The 25,308-nt window shown below is 47.7% G+C and carries 21 protein-coding genes; 20 read left to right on the forward strand and 1 reads right to left on the reverse strand.

Going from position 1 to position 25,308, the window contains the following annotated elements:
- Positions 1 to 40 precede the first annotated feature (40 nt).
- From J7E85_RS20085 to J7E85_RS20105, 5 genes are all read left to right on the forward strand, one after another.
- Positions 41 to 1,192 carry a GntR family transcriptional regulator gene (locus tag J7E85_RS20085; protein ID WP_215160799.1) on the forward strand — a complete coding sequence of 384 codons (1,152 nt, stop codon included), beginning with the start codon at positions 41 to 43 and terminating at the stop codon, positions 1,190 to 1,192.
- A gap of 33 nt (positions 1,193 to 1,225) precedes the next feature.
- On the forward strand, positions 1,226 to 2,044 hold the full coding sequence (locus J7E85_RS20090; RefSeq protein ID WP_215160801.1) for an MBL fold metallo-hydrolase: 819 nt from the start codon (positions 1,226 to 1,228) through the stop codon (positions 2,042 to 2,044).
- A 41-nt stretch (positions 2,045 to 2,085) separates the two neighbouring features.
- Complete coding sequence (locus tag J7E85_RS20095) at positions 2,086 to 3,192, forward strand: extracellular solute-binding protein (protein ID WP_215160803.1); 1,107 nt, start codon at positions 2,086 to 2,088, stop codon at positions 3,190 to 3,192.
- Positions 3,193 to 3,279: 87 nt separating this feature from the next.
- Positions 3,280 to 4,308: an ABC transporter ATP-binding protein gene (locus tag J7E85_RS20100; protein WP_076323358.1), complete on the forward strand. Its 1,029-nt coding sequence runs from the start codon at positions 3,280 to 3,282 to the stop codon at positions 4,306 to 4,308.
- Entirely contained in the window at positions 4,305 to 6,014 is a 1,710-nt protein-coding gene (locus tag J7E85_RS20105) for an ABC transporter permease (RefSeq protein WP_215160805.1), read from the forward strand. Before J7E85_RS20100 ends, J7E85_RS20105 begins: the two co-directional genes overlap by 4 nt.
- 308 nt (positions 6,015 to 6,322) lie before the next feature.
- Here J7E85_RS20105 and J7E85_RS20110 read toward each other — a convergent pair whose 3' ends face one another.
- Positions 6,323 to 7,267: a ketopantoate reductase family protein gene (locus J7E85_RS20110; protein WP_215160807.1), complete on the reverse strand. Its 945-nt coding sequence runs from the start codon at positions 7,265 to 7,267 to the stop codon at positions 6,323 to 6,325.
- Between the two features lie 238 nt (positions 7,268 to 7,505).
- Between J7E85_RS20110 and J7E85_RS20115 the strand changes: the two genes are divergently transcribed.
- The 15 genes from J7E85_RS20115 to J7E85_RS20185 all read left to right on the forward strand — a co-directional run bounded on the left by J7E85_RS20115 (position 7,506) and on the right by J7E85_RS20185 (position 25,299).
- A complete protein-coding gene (locus J7E85_RS20115; protein ID WP_215160809.1) occupies positions 7,506 to 8,078 on the forward strand; it encodes a TetR/AcrR family transcriptional regulator in 573 nt (190 codons plus the stop codon).
- 137 nt (positions 8,079 to 8,215) lie between these two features.
- Complete coding sequence (locus J7E85_RS20120; protein ID WP_215160811.1) at positions 8,216 to 8,437, forward strand: RNA polymerase sigma factor; 222 nt, start codon at positions 8,216 to 8,218, stop codon at positions 8,435 to 8,437.
- 9 nt (positions 8,438 to 8,446) lie between these two features.
- On the forward strand, positions 8,447 to 8,788 hold the full coding sequence (locus J7E85_RS20125; protein ID WP_353049539.1) for an RNA polymerase sigma factor: 342 nt from the start codon (positions 8,447 to 8,449) through the stop codon (positions 8,786 to 8,788).
- Positions 8,766 to 10,262, forward strand: coding sequence for a hypothetical protein (locus J7E85_RS20130; RefSeq protein WP_215160815.1), 1,497 nt, complete (start codon positions 8,766 to 8,768; stop codon positions 10,260 to 10,262). The genes J7E85_RS20125 and J7E85_RS20130 overlap by 23 nt, the downstream gene beginning before the upstream one ends.
- Before the next feature lie 78 nt (positions 10,263 to 10,340).
- Entirely contained in the window at positions 10,341 to 11,060 is a 720-nt protein-coding gene (locus J7E85_RS20135; protein WP_215160817.1) for a response regulator transcription factor, read from the forward strand.
- Positions 11,057 to 12,208, forward strand: coding sequence for a HAMP domain-containing sensor histidine kinase (locus tag J7E85_RS20140; RefSeq protein WP_215160819.1), 1,152 nt, complete (start codon positions 11,057 to 11,059; stop codon positions 12,206 to 12,208). The genes J7E85_RS20135 and J7E85_RS20140 overlap by 4 nt, the downstream gene beginning before the upstream one ends.
- Before the next feature lie 98 nt (positions 12,209 to 12,306).
- Entirely contained in the window at positions 12,307 to 14,565 is a 2,259-nt protein-coding gene (locus J7E85_RS20145) for a poly(ethylene terephthalate) hydrolase family protein (protein ID WP_215160821.1), read from the forward strand.
- Positions 14,566 to 14,768: 203 nt separating this feature from the next.
- Entirely contained in the window at positions 14,769 to 16,058 is a 1,290-nt protein-coding gene (locus tag J7E85_RS20150) for a class II aldolase/adducin family protein (protein WP_215160823.1), read from the forward strand.
- Between the two features lie 261 nt (positions 16,059 to 16,319).
- On the forward strand, positions 16,320 to 18,329 hold the full coding sequence (locus tag J7E85_RS20155) for a serine hydrolase domain-containing protein (protein ID WP_251035876.1): 2,010 nt from the start codon (positions 16,320 to 16,322) through the stop codon (positions 18,327 to 18,329).
- 79 nt (positions 18,330 to 18,408) lie between these two features.
- The gene (locus J7E85_RS20160; RefSeq protein WP_215161078.1) at positions 18,409 to 19,101 is read left to right on the forward strand and encodes a response regulator transcription factor; all 693 of its coding nucleotides are present in this window, start codon (positions 18,409 to 18,411) and stop codon (positions 19,099 to 19,101) included.
- Positions 19,088 to 20,476 carry a HAMP domain-containing sensor histidine kinase gene (locus J7E85_RS20165; RefSeq protein WP_251035877.1) on the forward strand — a complete coding sequence of 463 codons (1,389 nt, stop codon included), beginning with the start codon at positions 19,088 to 19,090 and terminating at the stop codon, positions 20,474 to 20,476. The genes J7E85_RS20160 and J7E85_RS20165 overlap by 14 nt, the downstream gene beginning before the upstream one ends.
- Positions 20,477 to 20,623: 147 nt before the next feature.
- A complete protein-coding gene (locus J7E85_RS34165) occupies positions 20,624 to 20,785 on the forward strand; it encodes a DUF3502 domain-containing protein (protein ID WP_251035878.1) in 162 nt (53 codons plus the stop codon).
- A 335-nt stretch (positions 20,786 to 21,120) separates the two neighbouring features.
- Positions 21,121 to 21,606 (forward strand): DUF6530 family protein, encoded by a 486-nt coding sequence (locus J7E85_RS20175; protein WP_215160825.1) that lies wholly within the window; start codon positions 21,121 to 21,123, stop codon positions 21,604 to 21,606.
- Positions 21,607 to 21,679: 73 nt separating this feature from the next.
- Complete coding sequence (locus J7E85_RS20180; RefSeq protein ID WP_215160827.1) at positions 21,680 to 23,899, forward strand: AAA family ATPase; 2,220 nt, start codon at positions 21,680 to 21,682, stop codon at positions 23,897 to 23,899.
- Positions 23,900 to 24,144: 245 nt separating this feature from the next.
- Positions 24,145 to 25,299, forward strand: a complete 1,155-nt coding sequence (locus J7E85_RS20185; RefSeq protein WP_215160829.1) for an AI-2E family transporter — start codon at positions 24,145 to 24,147, stop codon at positions 25,297 to 25,299.
- The last annotated feature ends 9 nt before the right edge of the window (positions 25,300 to 25,308 follow it).

Raw genomic sequence — 25,308 nt, forward strand, 5'->3', positions numbered from 1 at the left:
GCGGATTACGAGTCGACTCAACGATTAGAGGGATAATTTGATGAAAGATGTACGTTTGATTAAACAGAATCAATTATATCACCGGGTGGCTGATCAGGTAATTGAGATTATTCAGAGCCGTAGGCTGCGGCCGCATGATCCTGTTCCATCCGAAGGAGAGCTTGCCAAGCTGTTCGGCGTGAGTCGAATGACGAGCAAGCTGGCGCTTCAAAAGCTGGCAGAGCAGGGACTGGTGTACCGCCTGCCCCGAAGAGGGACCTTTCTTGCCCAGCCGCTAGAAGGATTGATGGCCGAGGGAGGAACTTCTCCCCAGGTCATCGAGGCGGCGCCGAGTGTGGACAGGCCGTTCGGACAGATCGCACTCATTATGCCCCATCTATCTGATTACACTTCCAGAATCATCGCCGCCGCCGAGGCTGAAGTGCGAAAGCACGGGTGCGACCTCATTTTAAAAATGACGAAGGACTGCGACGATGAAGATCTTTGTCTGGAAAGGCTGGCCGAAGGAGGGATCACCGGTATCATTCTGTTTCCTCAGGGGCGGAAGACCTGCAGCGATCAGGTGCTGCGACTAAAGTTGCGCAAACTGCCGCTGGTGATCATCGATCGTATTTTCCATGAAGTGGAGATCGATTGCGTGTATCACGACCACTATATGGGCTCTTATCAAATGACGAAGTATTTGATCGAGAAGGGGCACCGGGAAGTCGGATACACTTCGAATCCGATCGACAATATCACAAGCCGGAAGGAACGGTATCAAGGCTATATCCAAGCGCTGCTCGACCATAAAATTCCGGTGAAGATCCAGAACATTCATTTTCGAAGCGTCGCTTGCGATACCAGCCGCATTAATGAGTGCGATCCGGAACAGGAGCGGTTTATTCAGGACAATCCCCGGATGACGGCCATCATGTGCGGGGATGACCATGTCGCCATCTCGACCATTCACACCGCACTGCAAATGGGTATTCCGGTTCCTGAAAAGCTGTCCATCGTCGGGTTCTCCGATATCCAGTTAGCGGCATATATTCCGACCCCGCTTACGACGGTTCGACAAGATACCGAGAAACTTGCCCGATCGGCCGTTGATTTGCTGATGAAGCGCGTTGGCAACTCCAACGAGAATCCAATCACCATTAAAATTCAAACATCGATTGTAGAACGACAATCCGTTCAGTCCAGGACGTAAAATGGATCACTACAGTGGCAAGGAGACATGACTTTGAAAATTCACTTTCTAGGAACTGCAGCCGCAGAGGGCTTTCCCAATGCCTTTTGCCGCTGCGAGCATTGTAACAAAGCGCGGGAGCTTGGGGGAAAAAATATCCGCACGCGAACTTCCGCCATCATGGACGATGTCATCAAGTTTGACTATTCCCCGGATTCCTATATGCAGGCGCTGCGGGACAATATCGATCTGGGAGCAATCGAGCACCTGTTGGTCACGCATTCGCATTCGGACCATTACAATGCCGTTGATTTGGAATGCCGCAGGGAAGGAATTGCGCACGGCCTTCAGCATCCGATGCACATTTATGGGAATGGTACGGTGATGCATCACACGCGTGCCGCTATCGGCCGCTTTGAAGGACAAAGGTATCGATTCCATCTGTTGCGCCCGTTTGAGACCTTTGCTATGGGCAACGCAAGGGTAACGCCATTGTTGGCGGATCATGACCGCATGGAAACCTGTCTGTTATACGTGATCGAAAAGGAAGGAAAAAAACTGCTGTACGGGCACGATTCGGGCTGGTTCCCGGATGCGACATGGGCATGGTTAAAGGGCAAAAATCTGGATTGCGCCATCCTCGACTGCACGCATGGATATACGGGGAACTCCCGCGACCGCAATCATATGTGCGTGGAAACAGTGCTGGAAGTCCAGCGCGAGTTCCAAAAAGAAAATATCCTTAAGCCTGAAGGCCAAATCGTCGTCACACATTTTAGCCATAATTCCAAGCTACTTCATGAGGATTTTGTCCGCATCTTCAGCCCCGTCGGAATTTTGCCGGCATATGACGGGTTGATCATCAACATTTAAACCAAATAAAATGACACGATCAAAGGAGAGTTAAGGGAATCATGAGAAAACTTTCAATGGCGCTACTTCTCATTATGTGTGTGATTGTATCGGCTTGCGGAGGCGGCAACAATGCCGGCAATGCAAACTCGGGCACTTCGGAGCCCGGGGCTCCGGCCGGGTCGGAATCGTCGTCTACGGAACCGGTCCAGAATGAAAAGTTGATCGTGTACACGAATGCGAACTCTGACGGCCGCGGCGAATGGCTGATTGAGAAAGCGAAAGGTGCGGGCTTTGACATCGAAATTGTCGGAGCGGGCGGCGCCGACTTGACGAACCGGTTGATTGCCGAGAAGAACAACCCGATCGCGGACGTCGTTTACGGCTTGAACAATATGCTTTATGAGAACTTGAAAAAGGAAGACGCTCTGGCTAAGTTTGTTCCAAGCTGGGCCGGAGATGTGGAGCAGGGCTTGAACGATCCGGAGGGCTACTATCATGGCCTTGTGAAGCAAGCGATTCTGCTGGGGTATAACCCGAACGAATTCACGGCCGAAACCGCGCCAAAGGACTGGACCGACCTTTATAAGAACGATGCGTACAAAGGGAAGTACGAAGCCCCTACCCTGCTTGGACAAAATACGCCTCGTCTTATTGTAGCGGGCATTCTGACCCGTTTCCAAGATCCGAATGGTGATCTCGGTATATCCGAGGAAGGCTGGAATGAAATTCAGCAATTGTATGACAACGGCGTCAGCGCAGTCGAGGGCGAAGACTTCTATGCCAATTTGGCCAGCGGCAAAACGCCGCTAGGGGCGCTCGTTTCCGGAACCCTGCAGCAGAAGGAAGAGCAATATAAAGTGAAAGCAGGCATTGTCAGTCCCGAAGTCGGCGTACCGATGGTCGTGGAACATGCAGCGCTCGTGAACGGAACGAAGAAACAGGCAACGGCGGAGCGGTTCGTGGAATGGCTCGGATCCAGCGAAATTCAAGGAGAATTTGCGGCTGAGTTCAATGCCATGCCGGCAAATACAAAAGCGGTCGAGCAAGCCAATGATTCCGTCAAGGAGCTGTTTACTTCGTTAAAACCACAAGATTTCGATTGGGCCTTTATTGCCGAAAACATGGATCTGTGGGCGGAGAAAATCGAGTTGGAGATTATGCACTAAATAACGGAATGGAGTCAAGCCGGCTGCATATTGGGAACGCCAATATGCAGCCGTTCATTCAAGTACAACAAAAAGGAAGATAATAATATGATTACATTCCAGAACGTTGACATTAAATTCGGAGAATTTCATGCGGTCAAAAACCTTAATTTGCATATTCGGGAAGGGGAATTCTTCACGTTCCTCGGTCCCTCGGGTTGCGGGAAGACGACGACCCTCCGCAGTCTGGTCGGGTTTATTATGCCTACGAGCGGACAGATCCTGCTGAAAGACACCGACATTACCCGTTTGCCGATCGAAAAAAGAGAGATCGGGATGGTATTTCAAAGCTATGCGCTGTTTCCGACGATGAATGTGTACGAGAATATCGCTTTTGGCTTGCGTGTCAAGAAGTTTTCCAAGGCGGAAGTGGACCAGAAGGTAAAGGACATTGCTCGAAAGGTTGATCTGAAAGATGATCAGCTGTTCAAGAAGGTATCGGAACTATCCGGAGGCCAGCAGCAGCGCGTCGCGATTGCCAGGGCGCTGGTTTTGAAGCCGAGCATCTTGGTACTGGACGAACCTTTATCCAACTTGGACGCCAAGCTGCGGGTGCAGCTGCGCAATGAGCTGAAACAATTGCAGAAGAAATTCGGGATCACAACGATTTATGTCACGCACGACCAGGAAGAAGCGTTAACGCTGTCCGATCGGATTGGCGTATTCAATCATGGAGTCCTGGAGCAAGTAGGTACGCCCATGGAAGTTTACAATCAATCTCAAACTGAGTTTGTATGCAATTTCATAGGAGATATTAATCGGATCGATCCGCGGATGGTAGAGAACAGCCGGTTGAAGGATATTGTTCAGCCAGGGAATATCGCCTATATCCGCAATGAGAAGGTAAGCCTGCTGCCCCTGCAGGGGATCGATACGGTCCAACTGAAAGGCAAGATTGCAGACCGGGAATTTTACGGTTTATACAGCAAATACCTATTGGAGATTGCCGGCGGCGGACGGTTAAAAATCATCGAAATAGAAAGCCCGCTCGTCCATCATGAGGTCGGTGACGATGTAGACATCTACCTCCCGGCCCGCGATATTTTGCAGTATCCGATGAAGGAGGGGGAAGCATGAATGCCCGGAACATGAGCACCCGACTGGCTTCCATAAACCCTTTCTCGATCCTTTTATACGGGTTGATTGTCTGGTTTGTCATTGCCTTCCTGATTTATCCGAACTTGAATATTTACGGCGAAATATTCTTTAAGGACGGCAAATTTACGCTGGAAGCGGCAGAGAAGCTGCTGTCGTCCGAACGCGCAATGAGAAGTTTATACAACAGCTTTATTCTCGCTTTTTCGCTAGTCATTACGGTAAATGTGGTGGGCATTACGCTGGTTTTGATTTCGGAATATTTCGATATCAAAGGCGCGAAGATTTTGCGGTTGGGTTACTTTACGACCCTGATTTACAGCGGAGTCGTGCTGGTGTCCGGCTATAAATTCGTCTATGGCGAAGAGGGGTTTATGACCAAGCTCTTAGTTCAATTGTTCCCTTCTTTTGATACGACATGGTTTCATGGCTATTGGGCGGTTCTATTCGTCATGACGTTCGCCTGCACGTCCAATCACTTTCTGTTCCTGAGCAATGCGATTCGCAAAATCGACTTCCAAACGGTGGAAGCTGCGAGAAATATGGGGGCGTCTACTGGGTATATCCTATGGCGGGTCGTACTTCCGGTCCTGAAGCCTACGATCTACGCGCTGACGATCCTGACTTTTCTTACCGGCCTGGCTGCGACGTCCGCGCCGCTTATCCTCGGGGGCAAGGAATTCCAGACGATTACGCCGATGATTCTGACATTCTCGAGAAGCATGACGTCAAGAGACTTGGCTGCGCTGCTGGCTCTTATTCTCGGAGTGGCCACACTGGTGTTGTTGACCGTGATGATCCGGTTCGAACGTAAGGGCAACTTCATGTCGGTCTCCAAAGTCAAATCGGAGCTGGTCAAACAAAAAATCCGCAGCAAATCCGGTAACATAGCCGCTCATATTCTGGCTTACGGCCTGTTTGTTCTCTACATCGTTCCGGTTGTGCTGATCATCATCTTTTCGTTCACCGATGCGGCCAGTATCTCGACCGCCACGTTGAATTTGAACAGCTTCACGTTGGATAATTACATTCAAGTGTTTTCATCCATGTCGGCATTCAAGCCTTATCTCGTAAGTATTCTATATGCCGCGGCAGCCTCGGTCATTGTCGTCGCATTGGCGCTGGCCGCGTCAAGGATCTTACATAAATATAAGAACAAGTGGGCGCTTGCCCTGGAATACGCATTGCTGATTCCGTGGATTCTGCCGTCAACGCTGATTGCAATCGGACTGATCGTAACCTTTAACACGCCAAAGCTGATGATCGGGAATACGGTGCTGGTTGGCACGGTCTGGATGCTTCTGATTGCCTATGTCATCGTCCATATTCCTTTCACCCTGCGAATGGTCAAGGCCTCCTTCTTCAGCTTGGACAGCAATCTGGAAGACGCTGCAAGGAATTTGGGTGCCAAACCGTTCTATACGTTCAGAAAAGTATTGCTGCCGATCATTCTACCGTCGACGCTAGCTGTTTTTGCCTTGAATTTCAACGGAATTTTGGCCGATTATGACGTTACCGTGTTTCTCTATCATCCTTTGTACCAGCCGTTAGGAATCGTCATCAAGAACAGTACGGATGCGCAGGCGCTAGCAGATACCAAAGCGTTGACATTGGTTTATTCAGTGATATTGATGATCATGTCCTCCGTTACTTTATATTTCGTTTATGGAAGAAACAGCAGATCCTGAGGGCACCGGGTTTACTTGTCACACAGGGACATTGTATATGATTTGCGCTGCATTAAGCATGGTTATGGTTGTTGTTGCGTACGAGCGAAGAGGAAGCTTGGCTGCTTCGAACAACAACCATGTCAGGGAGAGTGAAGGGGATGCTTAGCTGTTTAGGTATGTTCAAGGCTGGCGGTGGGTGTCTGTGATTGAAGCATCAGTCAAGGCCCGCCGGAAGGTTCATAAAATCTCTGCTCGTTGGTTGAGCAGAGATTTTTTTGCGAACATATTTCTTACCAGGCTAAGCTATAGATCAATAAAGCCACCATCTATGATCCCTGTATGGGTGGGGAGTAATGTTGAAGATCATCCCAATGAGGTGTCGCTACGTTCGCTCGAATCTTCAAATGATCAAAAGCTTGCTGTAAAGCAGTCATCTCGTTTGCTGACACAGCCTTATCACTTAACAGGATTCTGCCAATCGGGGTTGATAGCATTATCTTCAGCAGGATGTAGAACAGCTTCCTTTTTTTGCGGGCGAATTGCTTTTGAGCAGCAGGCGTAACCGTAAATCCGTTTTTCTCCAACACTTGATGCCCTTCATCTACAGCATGGATAACAAGCTTGAGAAGCTTTTTGTCTTTTGCGGCTCTGCGCAAATTACCGTGATATGTAGAAGCAATGGAATTCAATGCCAAGATCATGACAAAATGACTTTTCAGCCACTCATTCATATTGTTCTGGTAGGTCCACTTATATTTGGTGTTAACCAAAGCCTGATCGATCACCGAACGCCAAGACAGCTCCTCACCTAAACCGCCGATATTGATTTTGGTTCTTGGTCCGCGTACGCTAATGACCCGGCCATTCTCTCTCCAGCCAGCGATCGTCTGAAAAGCGAAAGCAACCTTTTTCGCTACCGGGCTATGGGCTTGCAAATACTTCTCCATTTCCCCAGGACTCGCATTGTTGCCCATTATAACGATGTGGCTGCTATGGTTCGCTGCAAGTGCAGGCAGTACCGCTTCGAAATCCGGATATTTCATCACAACAAAAATAAGATCATAAACATCGTCAGGCTGTAGTTCCCGGATCACCCTTACGTTATGAACCGTTGTTTGGAACTGAAAATAATGCCGAATGACATTGCCGCTCTTTTCCAACTCATCCGCTCGTTGTCCTCTGGCCAGCATCGTGACGTTGTGACCACCACGCACCAGCTCGTGGGCTAAATAACTGCCCAGAACCCCAGCGCCATAAACCAATATTTTCATAGTAACTCCTCCATTAGGGTTAAACGATTTGATCAAACCGTGTTTTCTCAAACATTTATTTTTGTTTTCAGTATAGTTTTTAAATAATTGATGCAATATTTAAAAATTATAGCTTGATTCTATATGGATATCGACCGGACTGTCAAGAAGTTTTTAAATATCGACCCCGAAATTTAAAAACTACTCTTTTTATGGTAAACTACTTGTAGCGACGAATACGGGAAGTGAGTGAAAACGGATGAATAAATTCGAGATAAGAACGCAGCAAAAGAAGGATGCGATCATTCATGCCGCATTAAAGCTTTTTAAAGAAAAAGGCTTCATCCATGTCAGCATCAAGGACATTGCCGAAGAATCCGGTGTATCGTCTGTATCGCTGTATAACTACTTCGGCAGCAAAGAAGGGGTGGTTACTGAATGTGCCAACGTTCTGATGCAAAATACCATCCATATGGCCAAGGAGCTGTTGAAGCAAAATATCGAGTTTAAAGACAAGCTATCCCAAGTACTGGAGATCTGTGCTGAGCATGACTATCAATTGCTTTCTACACCGGGTGCAGTTGAGGATCAGGTGCTGGTGAGCTTATATAGTGAAAACACCAATAAAATTAGAACTGAGCTTATTCAGGAATTTATTGAGCTGGGGAAGAAGGAAGGGGCGATTCATTCTTCTGTTTCTCTGGAGACCCTTTTGGAATTATTAAGTGTTGTCGGGACGCTCCAAGCTTCCTGGGCAAGATCCGGAAATTATAAAAATAAGATGGCTGAGCTTAACCAGCTTCTCTTGTTTGGTTTTATTGGACGCCAATAAAATCAATCAGATGGAAAGTGCCTTTCCGATTCCGGTAGGCTCTTTTTTGTTTTTTATTTTTAATTAGACTGAGAAGTTTGAGTGACAGCTTACGTTTATAGGTTGTACTAAACGAGCAGGGGAATGAGGTGAAACACATGACAGATCCGTCTTCCGAAACCGAGATCATTCGTCGTATCGTCGAAGGCGAAAAGCAATTATTTGCCGTTATCGTCGATCGTTACAAAATTAAAGTATACGGAATCATCCGCAGCATGGGGTTAAATCATCAGGATTCTCAGGACATTGCTCAGGAAGCATTTGTTAAAATCTACCGCAGCTTGGCGAATTATCGGGACGAAGGGCATTTTTCGGCCTGAGTATATAGAATCGTCGTTCATGCGGTGAAGGATCTTCAGCGCCAAAATCGAATCCGCTCTGCTTCAAATGAAGGGACCCTCGAACCAGGCCACCAGCATACGCCTGAACAGCTTGTCCTTCAAAAGGAAATGCAGCGGGAAGTATATCGCCAGCTACAGGAATTGCCCTTTAAGTATCGATTGGTGCTGCTTCTCAAGTATACGAATGACCTGACATATGAAGAAATCTGCGAGATTACCGGATTAAACGCTGACCAAGTTCGAAATGCCATGCACAGGGGCAAAAAGAGCCTTAAGAAACAAATTGAGAACAAGGGAGGGATTTGGTTTGAAACCTATATCAAAGGCTAATGACGAGGAGTTTTGGGGCTTCAAAATATATGAGGAAGGACCAGACCCCGAATTTACTTCAAACGTGATGAAGGCTTTAGAGAACATCGAAATGGACCCGAGGGGGCTGGACGGAGGCTTGCAAAAGAAAGTCTCTTTCAAGCAGGCATTCCGGCGAATGGTGATGACCGGAGCTGCTGCCGTAATTCTCATGGGCGGAGCGTATATGGTATGGCAGAATTCGCCTGACAGTGCCTCTTTGATCGGTGAGCATCGGTATCAAGGAAGCGACTCATTGTCCACCAACGGCGATTGGTTATGGGATGAGGAATATGAAAGAGCTCAACGGTTTGATCTTCTGCTAAAGCAGGACGTCAAAGTAGAAGATGACGGATACTCGATGGAAATCATGGCCGTGCTGAAAGACCGATCCCATATTGTTATCATGACGAAGCAATTCGGACCGGATGGCCGTTCACTAAAAGACAGCGTGCGCGATCCGTTCTTGATTACGGACACGCAGGGACGCCAAGTTGCAATTCCCGGTAGGCATCTTCGCAACACGGATTCGGGAATACAGGATTATGTTTATGTATTCAACGGTACGGTTCCGGATCACATTGTTATCCACGGTAAAGCAGTAGAAGTAGTAGCTGATCCAGAACAACAACCGCAAGAACGTGTCCTGGTTAACTGGCCGCTGGAGTTGACGATGGATATGACAAATGCCAAATCTTTATCGGTATCTAAACCTTTAGAGGATACATATTCAACGCAGGATGGGCTCAACATGGACATGAAACAGCTTCTAATTACACCAAACGGTGTCCGCATGGATATGTCGATATCCCTGGCTCCCCAGATGCTCGAACAAGTCCCATCGAACTGGCATAACGGCCTGGAGGTTTTGTATCATGTGAAGATTAAGGAAGGTAACGGGTATAAGACCATCGGATCCTATGTTAAAAAAGTGGAAACGCAGCAAATGAATACTTCGAGCGGGACCCTGGAATGGTCCAATGAATTCGATTCGACCGTGATCCCTCCGGATTCCGGTCAATTGAGGGTGGTGGTCGACGGATTGATCATGCGTTTCATAAACGAAGGCGCCATTCAGCTTAACCCCAGGGAGCTGGATAAGAATCCCGCTGTGATGACGGATGGAGGAGATACCCTTACGTTTACAAAATCTTCACTGTTGAAAGATACTTCTACGGGAGAACAAGCTGTTGCCCTGTACGCCAAGGGAAGGTTTGTGAATCAGCCTTTACTGGATGAATGGATAGCAGTTGATAATAATGGACAGGAATACAAGGTCCATATCGGTGGAGCTTATACGAAAGGGGACCCAATAACGTCGGAATATTTGGAATTTGCGATTCAAGGCTTAACGAACATCCCGCCATCAATTACATTAAAACGAACCGTTATTGGCAAGAAGCGAGATTTCCAGTGGGCATTTGACTTGCCCGTCGTTTCGAATCTGCCATGGTAATGTTGCTAACGAACAAACACAAAAAAGGAATTTCTCCTCCCAAAGAGAACCATATATTACTTGGAGGAGGATAATTTTATGCCTAAAACCATACTTGTGGTCGATGATGATCCGGATATTATAGATATGCTTAAACTTTATCTGGAGGCAGAAGGATATAGGACTTTGGAGGCTTTTGACGGGAAAGCAGCCCTAGAGCATCTGCGAAGCAAGCACGTGGATCTCGCACTCTTCGATATCATGATGCCGTTCATCGACGGATTCCAGTTGCTCCGCATGATGCGGCAGGATTATAAAATCCCGGTCATTCTCATTTCGGCCAAAAATCAGGAACTTGATAAAATAACCGGTCTCAAGCTGGGGGCAGACGATTATGTGTCCAAACCGTTCAGCCCGCTCGAAGTGATGGCGAGAATTCAGGCCCAGTTAAGACGTTCTTATGAGTTTAATGAGCCGTCGGAGTCGGAAGCTCGCACGTTATCCGAAACCTGCGTCGGGGACTTGCTGCTGGATCACCGCGAATGCATGCTGTACATAAAGGGAACACCGATTTCGCTGAGTGCGATCGAGTACAAATTATTGAAGCTGTTCATGGGGGAACCGGGGCGCGTATTTACGAAAAAGATAATTTTTGAACAAGCCTGGGACGAGCATTATCTGGCTGACGATAACGCCGTCATGGTCCAAATCAGCAGGCTGCGCGATAAAATCGAAGCTTGTCCGAGGAAACCTGTTTATATCAAAACCATTCGCGGACTCGGTTACCGATTTGCGAAGAAAGATGAACTGCAGCCATGAAATCTCCTAATCGCCTGCAGCGTTCGCTGATTCGCCAATATATTTATTTTTTTGTTACGATTGCACTCATTGCCGTGTTTTCGCTATTTGTATTAAATGCGTTGATCATGGATTATTTTATGGAGGCTACCGGACCGGTCAAGACGGAGGCTGGAGTCATGGGCAGTCCAACAGCCGTGCCAGGTATGGACAGCGATCAGCATGAGAGAGTATTTTATAAAATGGCCTTCCAAGCCCTGCTGCTCTTTCTCGCATTGTTTGCAATTACCGTTTATGTCTTCGGAAGATGGACGGCTTCCCGGCTCACCACCCCGCTTAGCTCCATAGCGGACGGCATACGGAACATCGCCAGCGGACACTACCACAAAAGACTGAATTTTAAAGCGAGTTATGAGCTTGCGCAAATTCAGGACGATTTCAATGCTATGGCGGAGCGGCTTGAACGGATGGAGAGGGAAAAGCGAGAGCTTGCGGAGGGCAAGCAGCGAATGCTGATCGACATTTCCCATGACCTGAAGACACCGATGACGACTATTCAGGGTTATATCGAAGCGATGGAAGTGGGGCTCGTCGATTCGGAAGAGAAAAGGCAAAAAATCCTGTGTTTGATTTCCGACAAAGCCAGTCTGATGTCAGAGCTGATCGACGGTATCTTCGAGCTGTCCAAGCTGGATAGTCCCGACTATCCTTTTGCCGTTGAGGCATCCGACCTTACGGAATTCATGAGGGAAATCGCAGCCGAGTATTACGAGGTTTTCGAAGAAAAAAAGTTTCTATTCCAGTATGATATTCCCGATCGTGTAATCATAATCCCCTTCAACGCGACCTGGTTATACCGGGCGGTTTCCAATATCCTGTCCAATGCAATCCAATACAACCCGCCTGGCACAACCGTTGGATTGAAATTGGAAACGAGGGGAAATGGAGTCGAAATCCACGTTTCGGACGATGGCATCGGAATCCCGGATGTTATGAAGGAAACGATTTTTGATGCCTTTGTCCGCGGAGACCAAGCCCGTAAAAGCGATGGGGGTACGGGTCTAGGTCTTGCCATTGCCAAACAAGTGGTAGAAAAACATGGGGGTAACATCACGCTGACCACGAACGGGCATACGAACTTCGTTCTTTTTCTGCCTGATCATTTGTAAGATTACTGAAAGGTTCAGGAAAGTGTAGAGAAAGAATTCTCCGATATAATCAGAAGTAGAACTAATAACGATATGGGGATACAGGAGGACTGGAGAGATTGGAAATACAAAAAGAGACAGAAACAGAGAAGGATGTTACTTTTGTTCGAAGAATAATGGCCAACCGAAAGCGACGGGGCCCGTTATCCCCTGGATGGAAAGGTGCGTCACTTGGCCTTGGCGTCATCGCCTTTATCCTGATTCTGATACAGGCCAATTATCTATTGACGGGGCATGGTTTCGGTAAATTCATCGTGGGTACCTTCATGTTTGTCTTAGCTGCAGCGCTTGTAAGCGGCCTGGCTGCATTATTGCTGCACGGAGTCAAGAAACTGCCAAGCCGTTATATGTGGATATTGCTGTGCTCCCTTATCATGCTTTTATTCTCTTTCATAGGGCCGCTGGAAGTCTCGGTGGTTTTCATCGTGTTGTTTGCCGTAGTTTTTTCTTTGTTTGGTGCATTGGTTTATAAATTTGCAACGGGAAGCTACAAGCAAGCGTCCAACACTAGGAAGATCGGCGCCCTGGCCTGTTTATCCCTGATCACTGTCGTGATCGGCGCCGGCAGCTTCTGGTTGATTCGGGCCGGGGATGAAGCCGCTCCGGACGTGACCTTAAAACAGCTGAAGACTTCAACCCGATATGATGGCGCCTCGATGAAAAACCCTGCCGAAGAAGGCGAGTATTCCGTCAAAAGCCTGTTATACGGAAGCCCCGACAATTACAGGAAAGAGTTTAACCAGAGCGGATCCCTGACCACCCAAACGGTGGATGCGTCCAAGTTTGTTGAGAAATGGTCGTCCTTGCGTACGAAGTCGCTTGGATTTGGGCCAGAGGCGTTGCCGTTAAACGGTAAAGTGTGGTATCCCGAAGGGGAAGGTGCCTTTCCGCTTGTTTTGATCGTACATGGTAATCACTTAATGAATGATTATTCCGATCCGGGTTATGAATATCTCGGCAGGCTGCTGGCTAGTAAAGGGTATATTTTTGTCTCCGTGGATGAAAATTTTCTTAATGTCTCTCCATACGAGGATATGTTCCTGATTAGCCCGCTGCTGAGTGAAAATCCGGCAAGAGGCTTGCTGCTGTTGGAGCATTTGCAAACCTGGAAGGGATGGAACCGTGATCCGGACCATCCGTTTTATCAAAAGGTCGATATGGAACGAATCGCCCTCATCGGGCATTCCCGAGGCGGCGAAGCGGTCGCGATCGCGGCAGCCTATAACAAGCTCAGCCGTCATCCGGACCATGGCCACATCAAGTTTGACTATAACTTCTCGATCCGCTCGCTCATTTCCATTGCGGGCACGGACGGGCAGTATAAACCTCAAGGCAAACCGCTGCCGCTGCAGGACGTGAATTATCTGGCTTTGCATGGAGCTCATGATATGGATGTCAACAGTCTGGACAGCGCGAAGCAATATCACCGGATTCGTTATACCAAGGGTACAAATTACATGAAATCGCTGGTCTATATTTATGGAGCTAACCACGGCCAGTTTAACGGAGGCTGGGGCAGAGGGGATGTGGCAGGCTTGGGGAAACAACTGTTTAACCTACGTCAAATTATGCCACGAGATGAACAGGAAACCATTGCAAAAGTGTTCATATCTTCGTTTCTGGATGCCACGCTGAAGGACCAACGGCAATACCGGGAGGTTTTCAGAGATTTGGGTTATGCCAAGGAATGGCTCCCCGATACCCTGTACATCGGCAATTATTACGATTCGCAAACGATCTTACTGGCGGATTATGAGGAAGACGTTGATTTGCAGAGCACCACAATTCCCGGTGGCAGCCTGATGGGCGAGAACCTCCAGCAATGGAAGGAGGAAAAGGTGAAGGTCAAAATGGGTGAAGCGGCTTACAGCGCGGCTCGCTTAGGCTGGAATTCGAACGGATCTGTCAAACCGGCATCCTATACGGTTACTTTGCCGGATCAGGGGGCAAAAACAGGGAAGGAAAGCTCCATCGTATTTTCGCTTGCGGATGCCCGCAGGAAAGAGGAAAACGGCAACCCGAAAGAGTTTATCGATTTTACGATTACCGTCGAAGACAAGAAGGGCCATCAGGCAAGTCTTCCCCTTAGCCATATATCCAAACTGCCGCCTGTCATTGAAGGTAAACTGCTGAAATGGCCATTTTCTAAAGCAGGGAATACCTCGGAACCCGTATTTCAAAGCTATGATTTCCATCTAGAGGATTTCAACAAAATGAATCCGGAATTCAATCCAGAGCAGTTGAGCAAGATTCGTATTGAGTTCAACCTGACCAAGCGTGGAACCATTCTGCTTAGTGATGTTGGCATCCGATCTTAAACGATAAAAAAGTCGCCTGAAATGGCGACTTTTCGTATTAGTACGCCAATCATGAACTTCTGGTGCAGAAGCTGGTAATACGAATCCTAATTTTTCTACTTGTTATGTTTTTGCCACAATTATTCTCGAATATCAATAGGAAAAACAGTATAATAAAAACAAACAAAACTAAACAAAGAAATTCGGGTAAGGCGGTGGTAGGAATGAATCAGGAATTTTTGCATCCGGCAGATCTGCTTCTTCAATTTATCAATCGTATTTACAATCATGGCATGACAACCACGTCCGGGGGCAATCTGTCGATCAGGGACCAGAACGGAGATATTTGGATCACACCGGCCGGGGTGGATAAAGGCTCATTAACCCGGATGGATATGGTATGCGTGAAGGAGAACGGCACGGTCCTGGGAATTCACAAGCCATCCAGCGAGTTTCCGTTTCACAGGCTTATCTATCAAGCTCGTCCGGACTTGAAAGCGATCATTCACGCCCATCCGCCCGCACTGGTTTCGTTCAGCATTGTCCGGCGCATTCCGGATACCAGGCTGCTTCCGAACGAACGGCAGATTTGTGGCGAGATCGGGATCGCGCCTTACGCCCTGCCTGGAAGCGAGCAGCTCGGGGAGAACATTGCGGCTGTTTTCAAGCGCGGGATCGACACGGTTATGCTGGAGAACCATGGCGTTGTGGTCGGAGCTGGGGACCTTTCTCAAGCGTTTAACCGATTTGAAACCCTGGACTTCTGTGCGCGGCTGGAGATCGAGGCGCGTCGACTCGGAAATCCCGTCCTGCTGACCGATGAGGATTATGATACCGTCCGCAACAAAAGCACGCTGCAGCTGGAATCGTATATCTACGACACCTGCACGTCGGAGGAAAAAGAAATCCGCCGAGATATGTGCGCACTCATGCGGCGTGCGTATAAACAAGGTTTGTTCACAAGCACGCAGGGCACCTTTTCCCATCGATTGTTTGGAAATGATTTTGTCATCACACCCTACGGCAAAGACCGCAACGATTTGGAACCGGGTGACCTTGTCCGTATTGAGAACGGTAAAGTCGAGGCTGGCAAACAGCCAAGCAAGTCTGTCTTTCTCCATGAAGCGATTTACAGAATGCAGCCGCATGTGCATTCGATCATTATTGCGCATCCTCCTAACATCATGGCATTTGCCGTAACCGATACCGCTTTCGATTCAAGAACGATTCCGGAGAGTTATATCTTGCTTCGGGGAATGCCAAAGCTTCCTTTTCATGCGGTTTATAACGCGCCTGAGCGTACCGCTTCGCTGTTTAAAGCGAGTACGCCGATTGCCATAGTGAACAACAATTGCGTGATCGTAGCTGGTCAAAGCCTGCTTAACGCCTTTGATAGACTGGAAGTTGCAGAGTACAGCGCCAAGTCCATTCTGTCGGCAAGAACACTCGGCAATGTCATCCATATCGATGACGATCGGATTAGCGAACTTGAAGTAGCATTTAATCTGGAGTAGTAAGTTTGTGAATAATGGTTGCTATAAATAATGGAATAACTTCAGCTGTATTAGGGCTGCCACGGCTATAGAGTGGCAGCCTTTTGCTTTTGCGGGCGGAAGAGCGCGTCGGCTTTTACGGCTTGATTTGAGCCCTTTACGGATCAGGCGTGATATCTAAACTCGAATTTCACATTACATTAAGGTTGTATATAAACCAGGTTAAGATGGCTCGGTTAATCTAACGATGTAAAGAAGATGAAATGAGAGGAGAACGAACAAATGAAGATGTGGCGAACGTTGCATGCCAAGACCGCCATTGCCCTGGCCATTGCGATATCAGCAGGTGCCATCGGAGGGAGTCACTGGCTTCCGGCCGCATCCGCTGCATCGGCGGAGGCAGGACCGCAAGATCCTAAAGAAGTGGGACGGTTTCTGGATGAGTTTATGGCTAATTCAGAAATCAAAGACAACATGGCAGGGGGCGTGATCGTTGTCGTTAAAGGTGACGAAGTCCTGGCGAGTAAAGGGTACGGCTATGCGGATGTGGAACGGAAGCTGCCCGTAGATCCGGACCAAACCGTCTTCCGAATTGCTTCGGTATCGAAAGTCGTTACCGCTACAGCGGTGATGCAGTTAATGGATCAAGGGAAAATGGATTTGAACGCTGACTTGTCGGATTATTTGGGAGGTATTCGCATACCGAACCAAACGGGAACACCGCTAACGATGAGAGATTTATTAATGAACAGCACCGGCTTTGAATACGGGGATACCTCCGAATTAACGACACAAGACTTGAATCGGGAAGTCTCCTTGAAGTCCTTTGTCAAGGATCATGTGCCTACGGTGATCCGTGAACCGGGTAAGTACTACCGCTATGATAATCTGGGATTCACGATCCAGGGCTACGCTGTGGAACAGGTGTCGGGCATGCCGTTTGAAAACTATATCCGCGACCATATCTTGGAACCTCTAGGCATGAGCAACAGCGGCTTTCGGCTGACTCCGCAAATGAAGGAACATTTGGCCGTTCCATACAACGTTGTAGGTGAACCTATTACCGAATATGCTACCGTTCCGACCGTGCTTCCCGCGGGCAGCATGTTCTCAACCGGATCTGATATGGCCAAATTTATGATGGCTCATCTGAATGGCGGCCAGCTTGGAAACGCGAGGATTCTGAATGAAACGACGGTGGCGGAAATGCATAAGCCCCAGCTTGCCATCCATCCGAAGCTACCAAACATGGCATACGGCTTTGAATACTCCAACCAGCATATCTATAATGGTTATAACGTCCTGGAGAAAGGCGGCGATGTGGACGGCTACCATAGTGATATGTGGCTGTTGCCTGACGAGCAAGTCGGCGTATACGTCAACGTCAACAAAGATTTTGATTTCCGGGTTCCCTTGTTTGAGGCATTCATGGACCACTATTACCCGGAGACAAGCTCTCCCGATACCAGCCTTACGCCTGCGGAACAATCCCTTGCTAAATTCGAGGGCGTCTATAGCGATTTGCGAAACCGGATGTGGACAACCCGCGTTCGTGCTCAAGACGGAATGCTAATCGCAACTGATCCGTTAGGGGAGCATAGGCTCCGTGAAATCGAGCCGTTGCTGTTCCAAGACGAGAATGGCGTGAAAGCAGCCTTTACATTGAACGCCGACGGTACGGTACGGGCCTTATATTACGATCAGAAGTCGGATAGCTGGTCCAAAAAAATGCCCAAGCCCCTAAGCTATCCGGATGTTGGCCCGGAACATCCTTTTGCCTCTTACATCGATCACTTGCGACAGCTTGACATCATCGGCCAAGAAAGCGATGAGGCGTCTTTCCAACCGGAACAGTCGATCTCAAGAGCCGAGTTCATCGGTTGGTTCATCCGGTGGTCTGGAATTGCCCCCTCCAAACAAGAGCCGGTATTCCAAGATATATCCGGAAGCCCCTACGCGCAAGAAATACAAGCCGCCTATGAATTTGGTATTATAAAAGGGACGGGAGACGGCAAGTTCAGTCCGCTGAAGCCGATTACCAGGGAAGAAGCGGCGAACATTGTCTGGCAGATGGCATCCGCTTATCTCCATGCGACCCCGATGGAAGCCAAGCTTGACGGTGTGACTGATGCATGGGCGCTGGATGGAGTTCGTTACGTCGCAGCGAAAAAACTGTACGGACCTGATATTGTCGAGACCAAAGAAGGGGCCATCGACTATCGATCGAAAGCGCCGATGTTGCGGCAAGAAGCGGCTGCTCTATTATCGAAGTTTGCAGATAACTTGTATTAGCATTCAACAATCAAAATCCCTCTTGTTTGCGTCTTTGTCGCGGGCAAGAGGGATATGTTTTGGAAAGGAGTGAGAAAACATCAAATCCGTTCTGATCATCGACGACGAACAGGAAATCCGCGAGCTGCTTGTGATCTATCTGAAGAATTACGGGTACGAAACCTTTGAAGCAGGTAACGGAAAGGAAGCTTTTGCACTTTTTCAAAAGGAGGCGATCGATCTCGTTTTAGCCGATATTATGATGCCAGAAATGGACGGTATCGAGCTGCTGAGAAGGATGCGGCAAGACTCGCACGTTCCTTTTCTATTTATATCTGCCAAATCCGATGATATGGACAAAATTAACGGACTGCAGCTCGGCGCGGATGATTATATCACCAAGCCCTTCAACCCACTCGAGGTCGTCAGCCGCGTTCAAGCTTTATTCAGGCGCGCAGAATCGTACGCGCTTCAAGAGCATCCAAACCGGGAGTTTATTGAGATTGGCGACATCAAATTGGACCTCAAGGGCTGCGAACTTTACAAGTGTGGCGAGAAGAAGGAGATCACTTCGTATGAGTTTAGAATCCTGGCATTATTGATGAGTCAAGCTGGTAGGGTGTTTACCAAAGCGCAAATCTACGAACAGGTATGGGGCGAAGAATACATGGGGGACGAAAATTTGGTCATGGTCTATATAAGCAAGATCAGGGACAAGATTGAAGATCACTCCAGGAATCCCATTCATCTTATCACGATCAGGGGGCTCGGTTACCGTTTTGAAAAAGATTAAAAAACGTACGGGCAAGCGACCGCTGAAACGATTGTTTCTCGTGAATTATTTGGCGATTACCGGCCTTTTGTTCGCGGTGATCACGATTTCCCTGATCAGTATGGATTTTGTGATGAACCGGTTTTTAGTCAAAACGCCAGACTTTCAACAAGTAGACGCTAAGGATCTCTACGGACCTTCAGGTACGCTGAACGGGGACTGGCCCGTCGAATACGGCGGATGGCTTGAGCTTGTGGATGAATCGAGTAAGGTGATTGCCGTTAACGGAGATAAAGAAGACGATATCATGTCGTACCCCGGTGATCTGCTCTATGCCAAAATGGACCCGTATCGAAACGATGATTCCATTGTTTACCATGTTTATTCGGTTACAGGGCCGAATGGAGAGCCGTATGTACTGTTATGGAAAATTCCCGAACCGTTCGGGATGACGCTGGTCGCTCTAGGTGTTTTTGCAATTTCCTGCATCGTTTTATTGGTTTTCGCCCTATATTTCTACACGAAATACTCAGTGCGGCAAGTGAAGCAGCCGCTTCAACAAATCGTTGAAGGTATCAAAGAGATGGAACGATTTCACTATGAGAAACGATTGGACTTTTTTGCAGAACAGGAATTTGCGGAAATCCGCGACGCGTTTAACGGAATGGCGGAACGACTGCAGGTTGCATCTGCCGAAAAGGAAACGGTGGAGAACAATAAGAGAAACCTGCTGCTGCATCTATCTCACGATTTGAAAACGCCGATCACGACCATTCTGGGATATTCCCATCTCCTCTTGGACAATCCGGAAACAGATCATAACCAGCAGCGCAAATATCTGCAATACATTCATGATAAATCCTCTTATATGAGCCAACTGATTCAAGATTTGTTTGAACTGGCCAAATTGGATGACCAGCATCTGAAGCTGAACTTGGAGCGAGTAAACATGACCAAATGGTTTCAGCAAAAAATCGCGGAATACTATCCTGAAATCGAGCATAAAGGGTTCTGTCTTCAAGTCGATATTCCGGAAACACCGCTGTACGTCATGATGGACAGCGTGCACATGAATCGCGTGGTAGCGAATTTGATCAATAATGCGCTCAAGTTTAACCCAGCCGGGACTACGCTCTTTGCATCATGCAAGGGGGAGGAAGGACGCGTTGTTCTCTGCGTAGGGGATAGCGGTGTTGGCTTAGAGGAACAGGACAAGAAGGACCTCTTTGAAGAATTTGTACGCGGCACCTCGCCAGTAAAGGACGGTACAGGACTGGGGTTGGCCATATGCAAGAAAATCATTGCGCACCACGAAGGCACGATTGAGCTTCTGACCGATCCGCGATATTCCACCCTGTTTCGGATCAGTCTGCCCCGCGCGGATGGCGATAACTGATTGTTTGGCCCACATTGATAACAAGGATTACGAGATTGTGGATGGATGAATCAATAAGCTCACCCCTAGCGAATTCTTCTATGAATGGATGTTTAGAAACCAAATTACCAATTGTTCGGGCCGAATGTGGCACAAGAGTCCATCGATATGTATAAAAGCTGGGATGATCAGGCAATACGTTCCGGTTTTATGGATTTTGAGACAGAGTATCCTAAGGCAATTCAGAAGTTAAAGGTGGCAGGCATTGATGAGTATGTAGCTGAGATACAGCGTCAGTTAGATGAGTTTTTGGCTATATATAGTAAATAAAGGGTATACCCCAGCGTTGTGCTGCTTCTCTCTCTTAACGGTTGAGCTTCTAGCTTTGGAAGCTGTAGTCTGAACAAGGAAATACTTCTTTTTTTTTCTAAAGCCACTTTACAATTCTGAAATTAACCCCTCCCTTGAAAGCTATTCAATGGAATTATCCTGAATGAACTATTTACAACAATATTCGATTTGTCTATTATATATATAGATAAGTAATTTTTTGTTTGTCATTTTCATTTCATGCAGCTGGTTGGAAACGAAGTGTTAAAGGGCAAACTAAACCATGCAGCTCTCAGTTATTATTGCGATTTCAATCCATGGAAAGAGGAGAAACAATGAAAATACCTGCTTCAACAAATCATAAACCCGTGTTTGTGTCGGATAACTATGGGAAAGTGGATGGACGATTCGCATCTAAGACAGACGTAGGAGCTCTATCTTTGGGATTGTCCGAGCAGAACGAGGATGGCAAGGCGCATATTGCCGCCAAGATATGGAGAGCTGCAGAGGGACAAGGGACCAGTCCATCGGATGAGTTACCCATTCATCGAATTCTAGATTTATCTATTCTCATTTGCAGTGCCCTGACACATTTTAGCGAAGCCTATAGATTTGAACATTTATATGACCCACAACATCCTGTGATCGATCGGATCGGATTGCAGGGGAACGCCATGACGGTGGCTGTTTGCACGGATAATGAACAGATTCAGGAGGATATCAAGCTATTCAACGAGGCATTGAGCGATAACGGTGAGATGATTGGAGAACGTCTGCGCACTTTAACGAGAATGCTAGAAGAATTGGGTTATGTACGATGAGAAAGTCGCCGAACGGAGAGTTACGAGGCTTCTCCTGCGTTCAGTGTTAACGAGGGGTTGGAGGTGAGCAGTCATGAAAGACCAGAATGACAATGAATCTAACGTGCTGTCTCCTGGGAGAGCATTAACTGAGGAAGAAAAGAGCCTTGTCTGGAAAAAACCATTAACGCATAAAGTAAGCGAGGAAGAACGGCGAATCACGAATGAAATCAAGCGTAATTGGCATCGCGGTGAGATGAAAATCGCCAATATTCTATTGGAGGGAGATGCCGGCTCCGGAAAAACGCAGCTCGCCAAGGCGTTGTCCGCAAACTTCAGGCTACCCTATACCAAAGTAACTTGTTTTGCCGATATGGATAAATCGGATATTCTCGGAGCCATTTTACCGGTTATTTCATCTGATAGAATGAAGCAGTTGGAAGCTGCGGACCAAGCAGCCTTGAAAGCATTATACGAAAGCGATGGCTTTCGAAGCTCGACGGATATTTTAATGGAGGCGCTGGAGATCACACAAGAGATGGCTTCCGCCAAGATGAAGCATTTATTGAAGCTGGCCGCGAATAACGCTCAGGATGGGTCTGTAGAATATCGATTTTACGCTTCCGAGATCGTCAGAGCTTTTCAAAAGGGCTATCTGCTAGAAATACAGGAACCGAACGTGATTCGGGATGCTGGCGTATTGATGGCATTGAATTCCGCATTGGAGCCGGGTGGGAGTCTTAATCTCCCAACGGAGATCGTGCACCGGCATCCGGATTTCATAGCCGTGATTACGGCAAACCGCAGTTATGCGGGATCGAGGCCGCTTAACGAGGCATTGCGTGACCGGGTTCAGCATACGGAGAAGATGGACCTGCCGACCAAAGAGATCATGATGGAGCGGGCAATGGCCAAAACCGGTTATCGGAACGATGAAATGCTGGACGTACTGGCAAGCGTCATTATCCTATTGGATAAAACAGCCCGGGCTAATGCCATAAAAGGCGTTGCTGGCATGCGTTCCTATTTCTATTGGGTGGATGCCGTTGCTCAAGGTGCTTCTGCGAGGGAATCCCTTTATCATAAAGTGATCTACAAAATAACAACCGATTCGGAAGAGATCAAACTGCTGGAACATGCGCTGGAAGGCGAAGGCTTACTGGATATGTTAGAGGAAGTCCCGCTTGAAATGAATAATAAACGAAATACAGAGGCAGTGGAGATCACAACCTGGGACAGCGATATCGACCTGGATTCCATTCCTGATGGGCAAGCCAAGGAAGAAGGGCTCCGGTTAAAAAAGTCCGCTGAAAGCGAAGACAGCACATCCATTCTTTCGGATGAGTCAGCGGATATGGAGAGTACGGATTCGGGGGAGGACGGATCACCGCAATATCACCAGGCCAATCCCGAACCCATGACGGAGGAGGAGAAACAGAAGGAGCGGGACTTCCGCAAAAAGCTGAATCAAGTCTCCAGATCCATCGTGTCCGATTCGATTCATCAGGCTGTTAAGCTGATCGTTCACCGTCCTGAATACGACCCGAACCAGCAGGAGGAATATCGGAGTCTGAGTAAGGGCCTTATGCCCATCGTCCGGGAAATTGCCAGACAGACGCTGCCGCTATTGGAGCACGAGATAACTGCAGAATTTGCCAAGAACCATTACTACGGTTCTAAATTTCAGGCAGACAGTGTGGCCTACCGCGATTTCAGGTATTTTGCCAAGAAGCGTCCTCCGACGGAATCCCCTGGTCTTGTGGTCGGTTTGAGGGTGGATGAATCCGCATCGATGGCTGCTTTCGGAAGATTGGAGGCGGCCAAGCGGGCGGTTATCGCGGTCTATGAATTTTGTCAGATTTGCCATATTCCTGTTTTAATTTATGGGGATACTGCGGATGTTTCCCGTTTGGAGCAAATGTCCATCTTCGCTTATGCCGATTACGATCAACCGGATGTCCGCGATCGGTTCAGGCTGATGGGGATCCGAGCCAGAAGTAATAATCGGGATGGTATGGCTTTAAGAATTATGGCGGAACGGTTAGCAAATTCACCAAAGCAAACCAAGCTGTTGATCAGCATCAGCGACGGGCAGCCTAAAGCCATGGAAGACTATACCGGAAGTCTGGCCATTCAGGACATGCAGCAGACTCTATCCGAATACGAAAGAAAAGGAGTCAAATTTCTGGCGGCAGCCATCGGTCAAGACAAGGATGTCATTAGTCAGATCTATGGTGTCGAGAGGTTTTTGGATATTACCAACCTGAATGAGCTGCCAGCAAAATTGGTGCGCATTATTTCTCGGTACTTGTAATATAACAACACTGAACAGCTTCGGCCTGCGTGTCTTAATGACATGCGGGCTTGTTCCAGGATTAATGTCAGTGAATATCTAAACATAATCCTTGTTCGTTCTTGCTAAACTGGACATGTGCCCCGTTCAAACATTATAGTTAAAAGAATGAAGATGGCGTCATTTTGGCGGATTTTTTTCGGTGTCGTGAATCGATGCCCAGCTTTACATCTTGAATATGTATACATAAGTAAGGGAGGACATATATGGAGCAACCCCGTGTTTGGCCGGATCGGTTTAAGCGCTTTTTTCTGAACAATAAGTTTGTGCTTCTTTTGCTTGTTCTGTTGCTGGTTGGACTCAACGTGTTGGTTATAAGCAAGATTTCGTTTGTGCTGCATCCGCTCGCCGTGTTACTCAAGACGATCGTTTTGCCGATCATTTTATCAGGGATCCTCTATTATTTGCTGAACCCCCTGGTGGATTTGATGGAGAAAAGGAAAATCAAGCGCGGATGGTCCATCCTGATCCTATATCTGGTTATTGCCGGTATTCTAACGATCGTGGTGCTTGCCGTCATTCCGGTACTGCGCAACCAGATTATGGGACTGATTGACAATTTTCCGACATATAGCGAAAAGGTTAGACAGCAGTTTGAAGATTTAACGGGCAGCGAGTTGTATAATCAGATTCAAGAAACAATGAACATTAATTCCCAAGAATGGTGGACAACCGTCACGCAAAAGGCAACGGAAATTCTGAACCATACTTGGAGTAGAGTGGGCGGGTTCCTGGGTGCTTTTACGGAGATTGTGTTGTCGATCGTGACCGTACCTTTTGTGCTGTTTTATATGCTAAAAGATGGAAAAAGGCTCCCTCAGAAAATATTGTCTTTCCTTCCGACAAAGAGTCGTTCCGGAATTTTGCATGTGCTTCAGGATATCAATCATCAGATCAGCTCGTTTATCCGCGGGCAGATTATTGTGAGCTTCTGTATTGGGATTCTGCTCTATATCGGTTATATGATCATCGGTCTGGATTATGCGCTGATTCTGGCGATTATTGCATCGTTCACCAGCGTGGTGCCCTATCTGGGACCCGCAATTGCGATTACGCCTGCGCTGATTGTGGCTATGGTTACTTCTCCGGTGATGCTGCTGAAGATGGTGGCGGTATGGACGATCGTGCAATTAATTGAAGGGAAGTTCATCTCTCCGCAAATCATGGGCAAAACGCTTAAGATTCACCCCATTACGATTATCTTTGTCATACTGACGGCCGGTAATCTGTTCGGTGTGGTTGGCATTCTGTTAGCCGTTCCTGGCTATGCGGTTCTCAAGGTTTGTGTATCCCATATCTTCGAATGGTTCAAGGACACATCGGGCATGTACGATCCTCCGAATAGCAACACACTGAAATAGTCTTTTGGA

Origin of the sequence: Paenibacillus sp. ISL-20 (assembly GCF_018613005.1) — a bacterium.
Classification (GTDB): Bacteria; Bacillota; Bacilli; order Paenibacillales; family Paenibacillaceae; genus Paenibacillus_AQ.

Coding starts and splice junctions, on each gene's coding strand:
- J7E85_RS20085 (WP_215160799.1), top strand. CDS start 41: ATGAAAGATGTACGTTTGATTAAACAGAATCAATTATATCACCGGGTG.
- J7E85_RS20095 (WP_215160803.1), top strand. CDS start 2,086: ATGAGAAAACTTTCAATGGCGCTACTTCTCATTATGTGTGTGATTGTA.
- J7E85_RS20100 (WP_076323358.1), top strand. CDS start 3,280: ATGATTACATTCCAGAACGTTGACATTAAATTCGGAGAATTTCATGCG.
- J7E85_RS20105 (WP_215160805.1), top strand. CDS start 4,305: ATGAATGCCCGGAACATGAGCACCCGACTGGCTTCCATAAACCCTTTC.
- J7E85_RS20110 (WP_215160807.1), bottom strand. CDS start 7,267: ATGAAAATATTGGTTTATGGCGCTGGGGTTCTGGGCAGTTATTTAGCC.
- J7E85_RS20115 (WP_215160809.1), top strand. CDS start 7,506: ATGAATAAATTCGAGATAAGAACGCAGCAAAAGAAGGATGCGATCATT.
- J7E85_RS20120 (WP_215160811.1), top strand. CDS start 8,216: ATGACAGATCCGTCTTCCGAAACCGAGATCATTCGTCGTATCGTCGAA.
- J7E85_RS20135 (WP_215160817.1), top strand. CDS start 10,341: ATGCCTAAAACCATACTTGTGGTCGATGATGATCCGGATATTATAGAT.
- J7E85_RS20140 (WP_215160819.1), top strand. CDS start 11,057: ATGAAATCTCCTAATCGCCTGCAGCGTTCGCTGATTCGCCAATATATT.
- J7E85_RS20150 (WP_215160823.1), top strand. CDS start 14,769: ATGAATCAGGAATTTTTGCATCCGGCAGATCTGCTTCTTCAATTTATC.
- J7E85_RS20155 (WP_251035876.1), top strand. CDS start 16,320: ATGAAGATGTGGCGAACGTTGCATGCCAAGACCGCCATTGCCCTGGCC.
- J7E85_RS34165 (WP_251035878.1), top strand. CDS start 20,624: ATGTATAAAAGCTGGGATGATCAGGCAATACGTTCCGGTTTTATGGAT.
- J7E85_RS20175 (WP_215160825.1), top strand. CDS start 21,121: ATGAAAATACCTGCTTCAACAAATCATAAACCCGTGTTTGTGTCGGAT.
- J7E85_RS20180 (WP_215160827.1), top strand. CDS start 21,680: ATGAAAGACCAGAATGACAATGAATCTAACGTGCTGTCTCCTGGGAGA.
- J7E85_RS20185 (WP_215160829.1), top strand. CDS start 24,145: ATGGAGCAACCCCGTGTTTGGCCGGATCGGTTTAAGCGCTTTTTTCTG.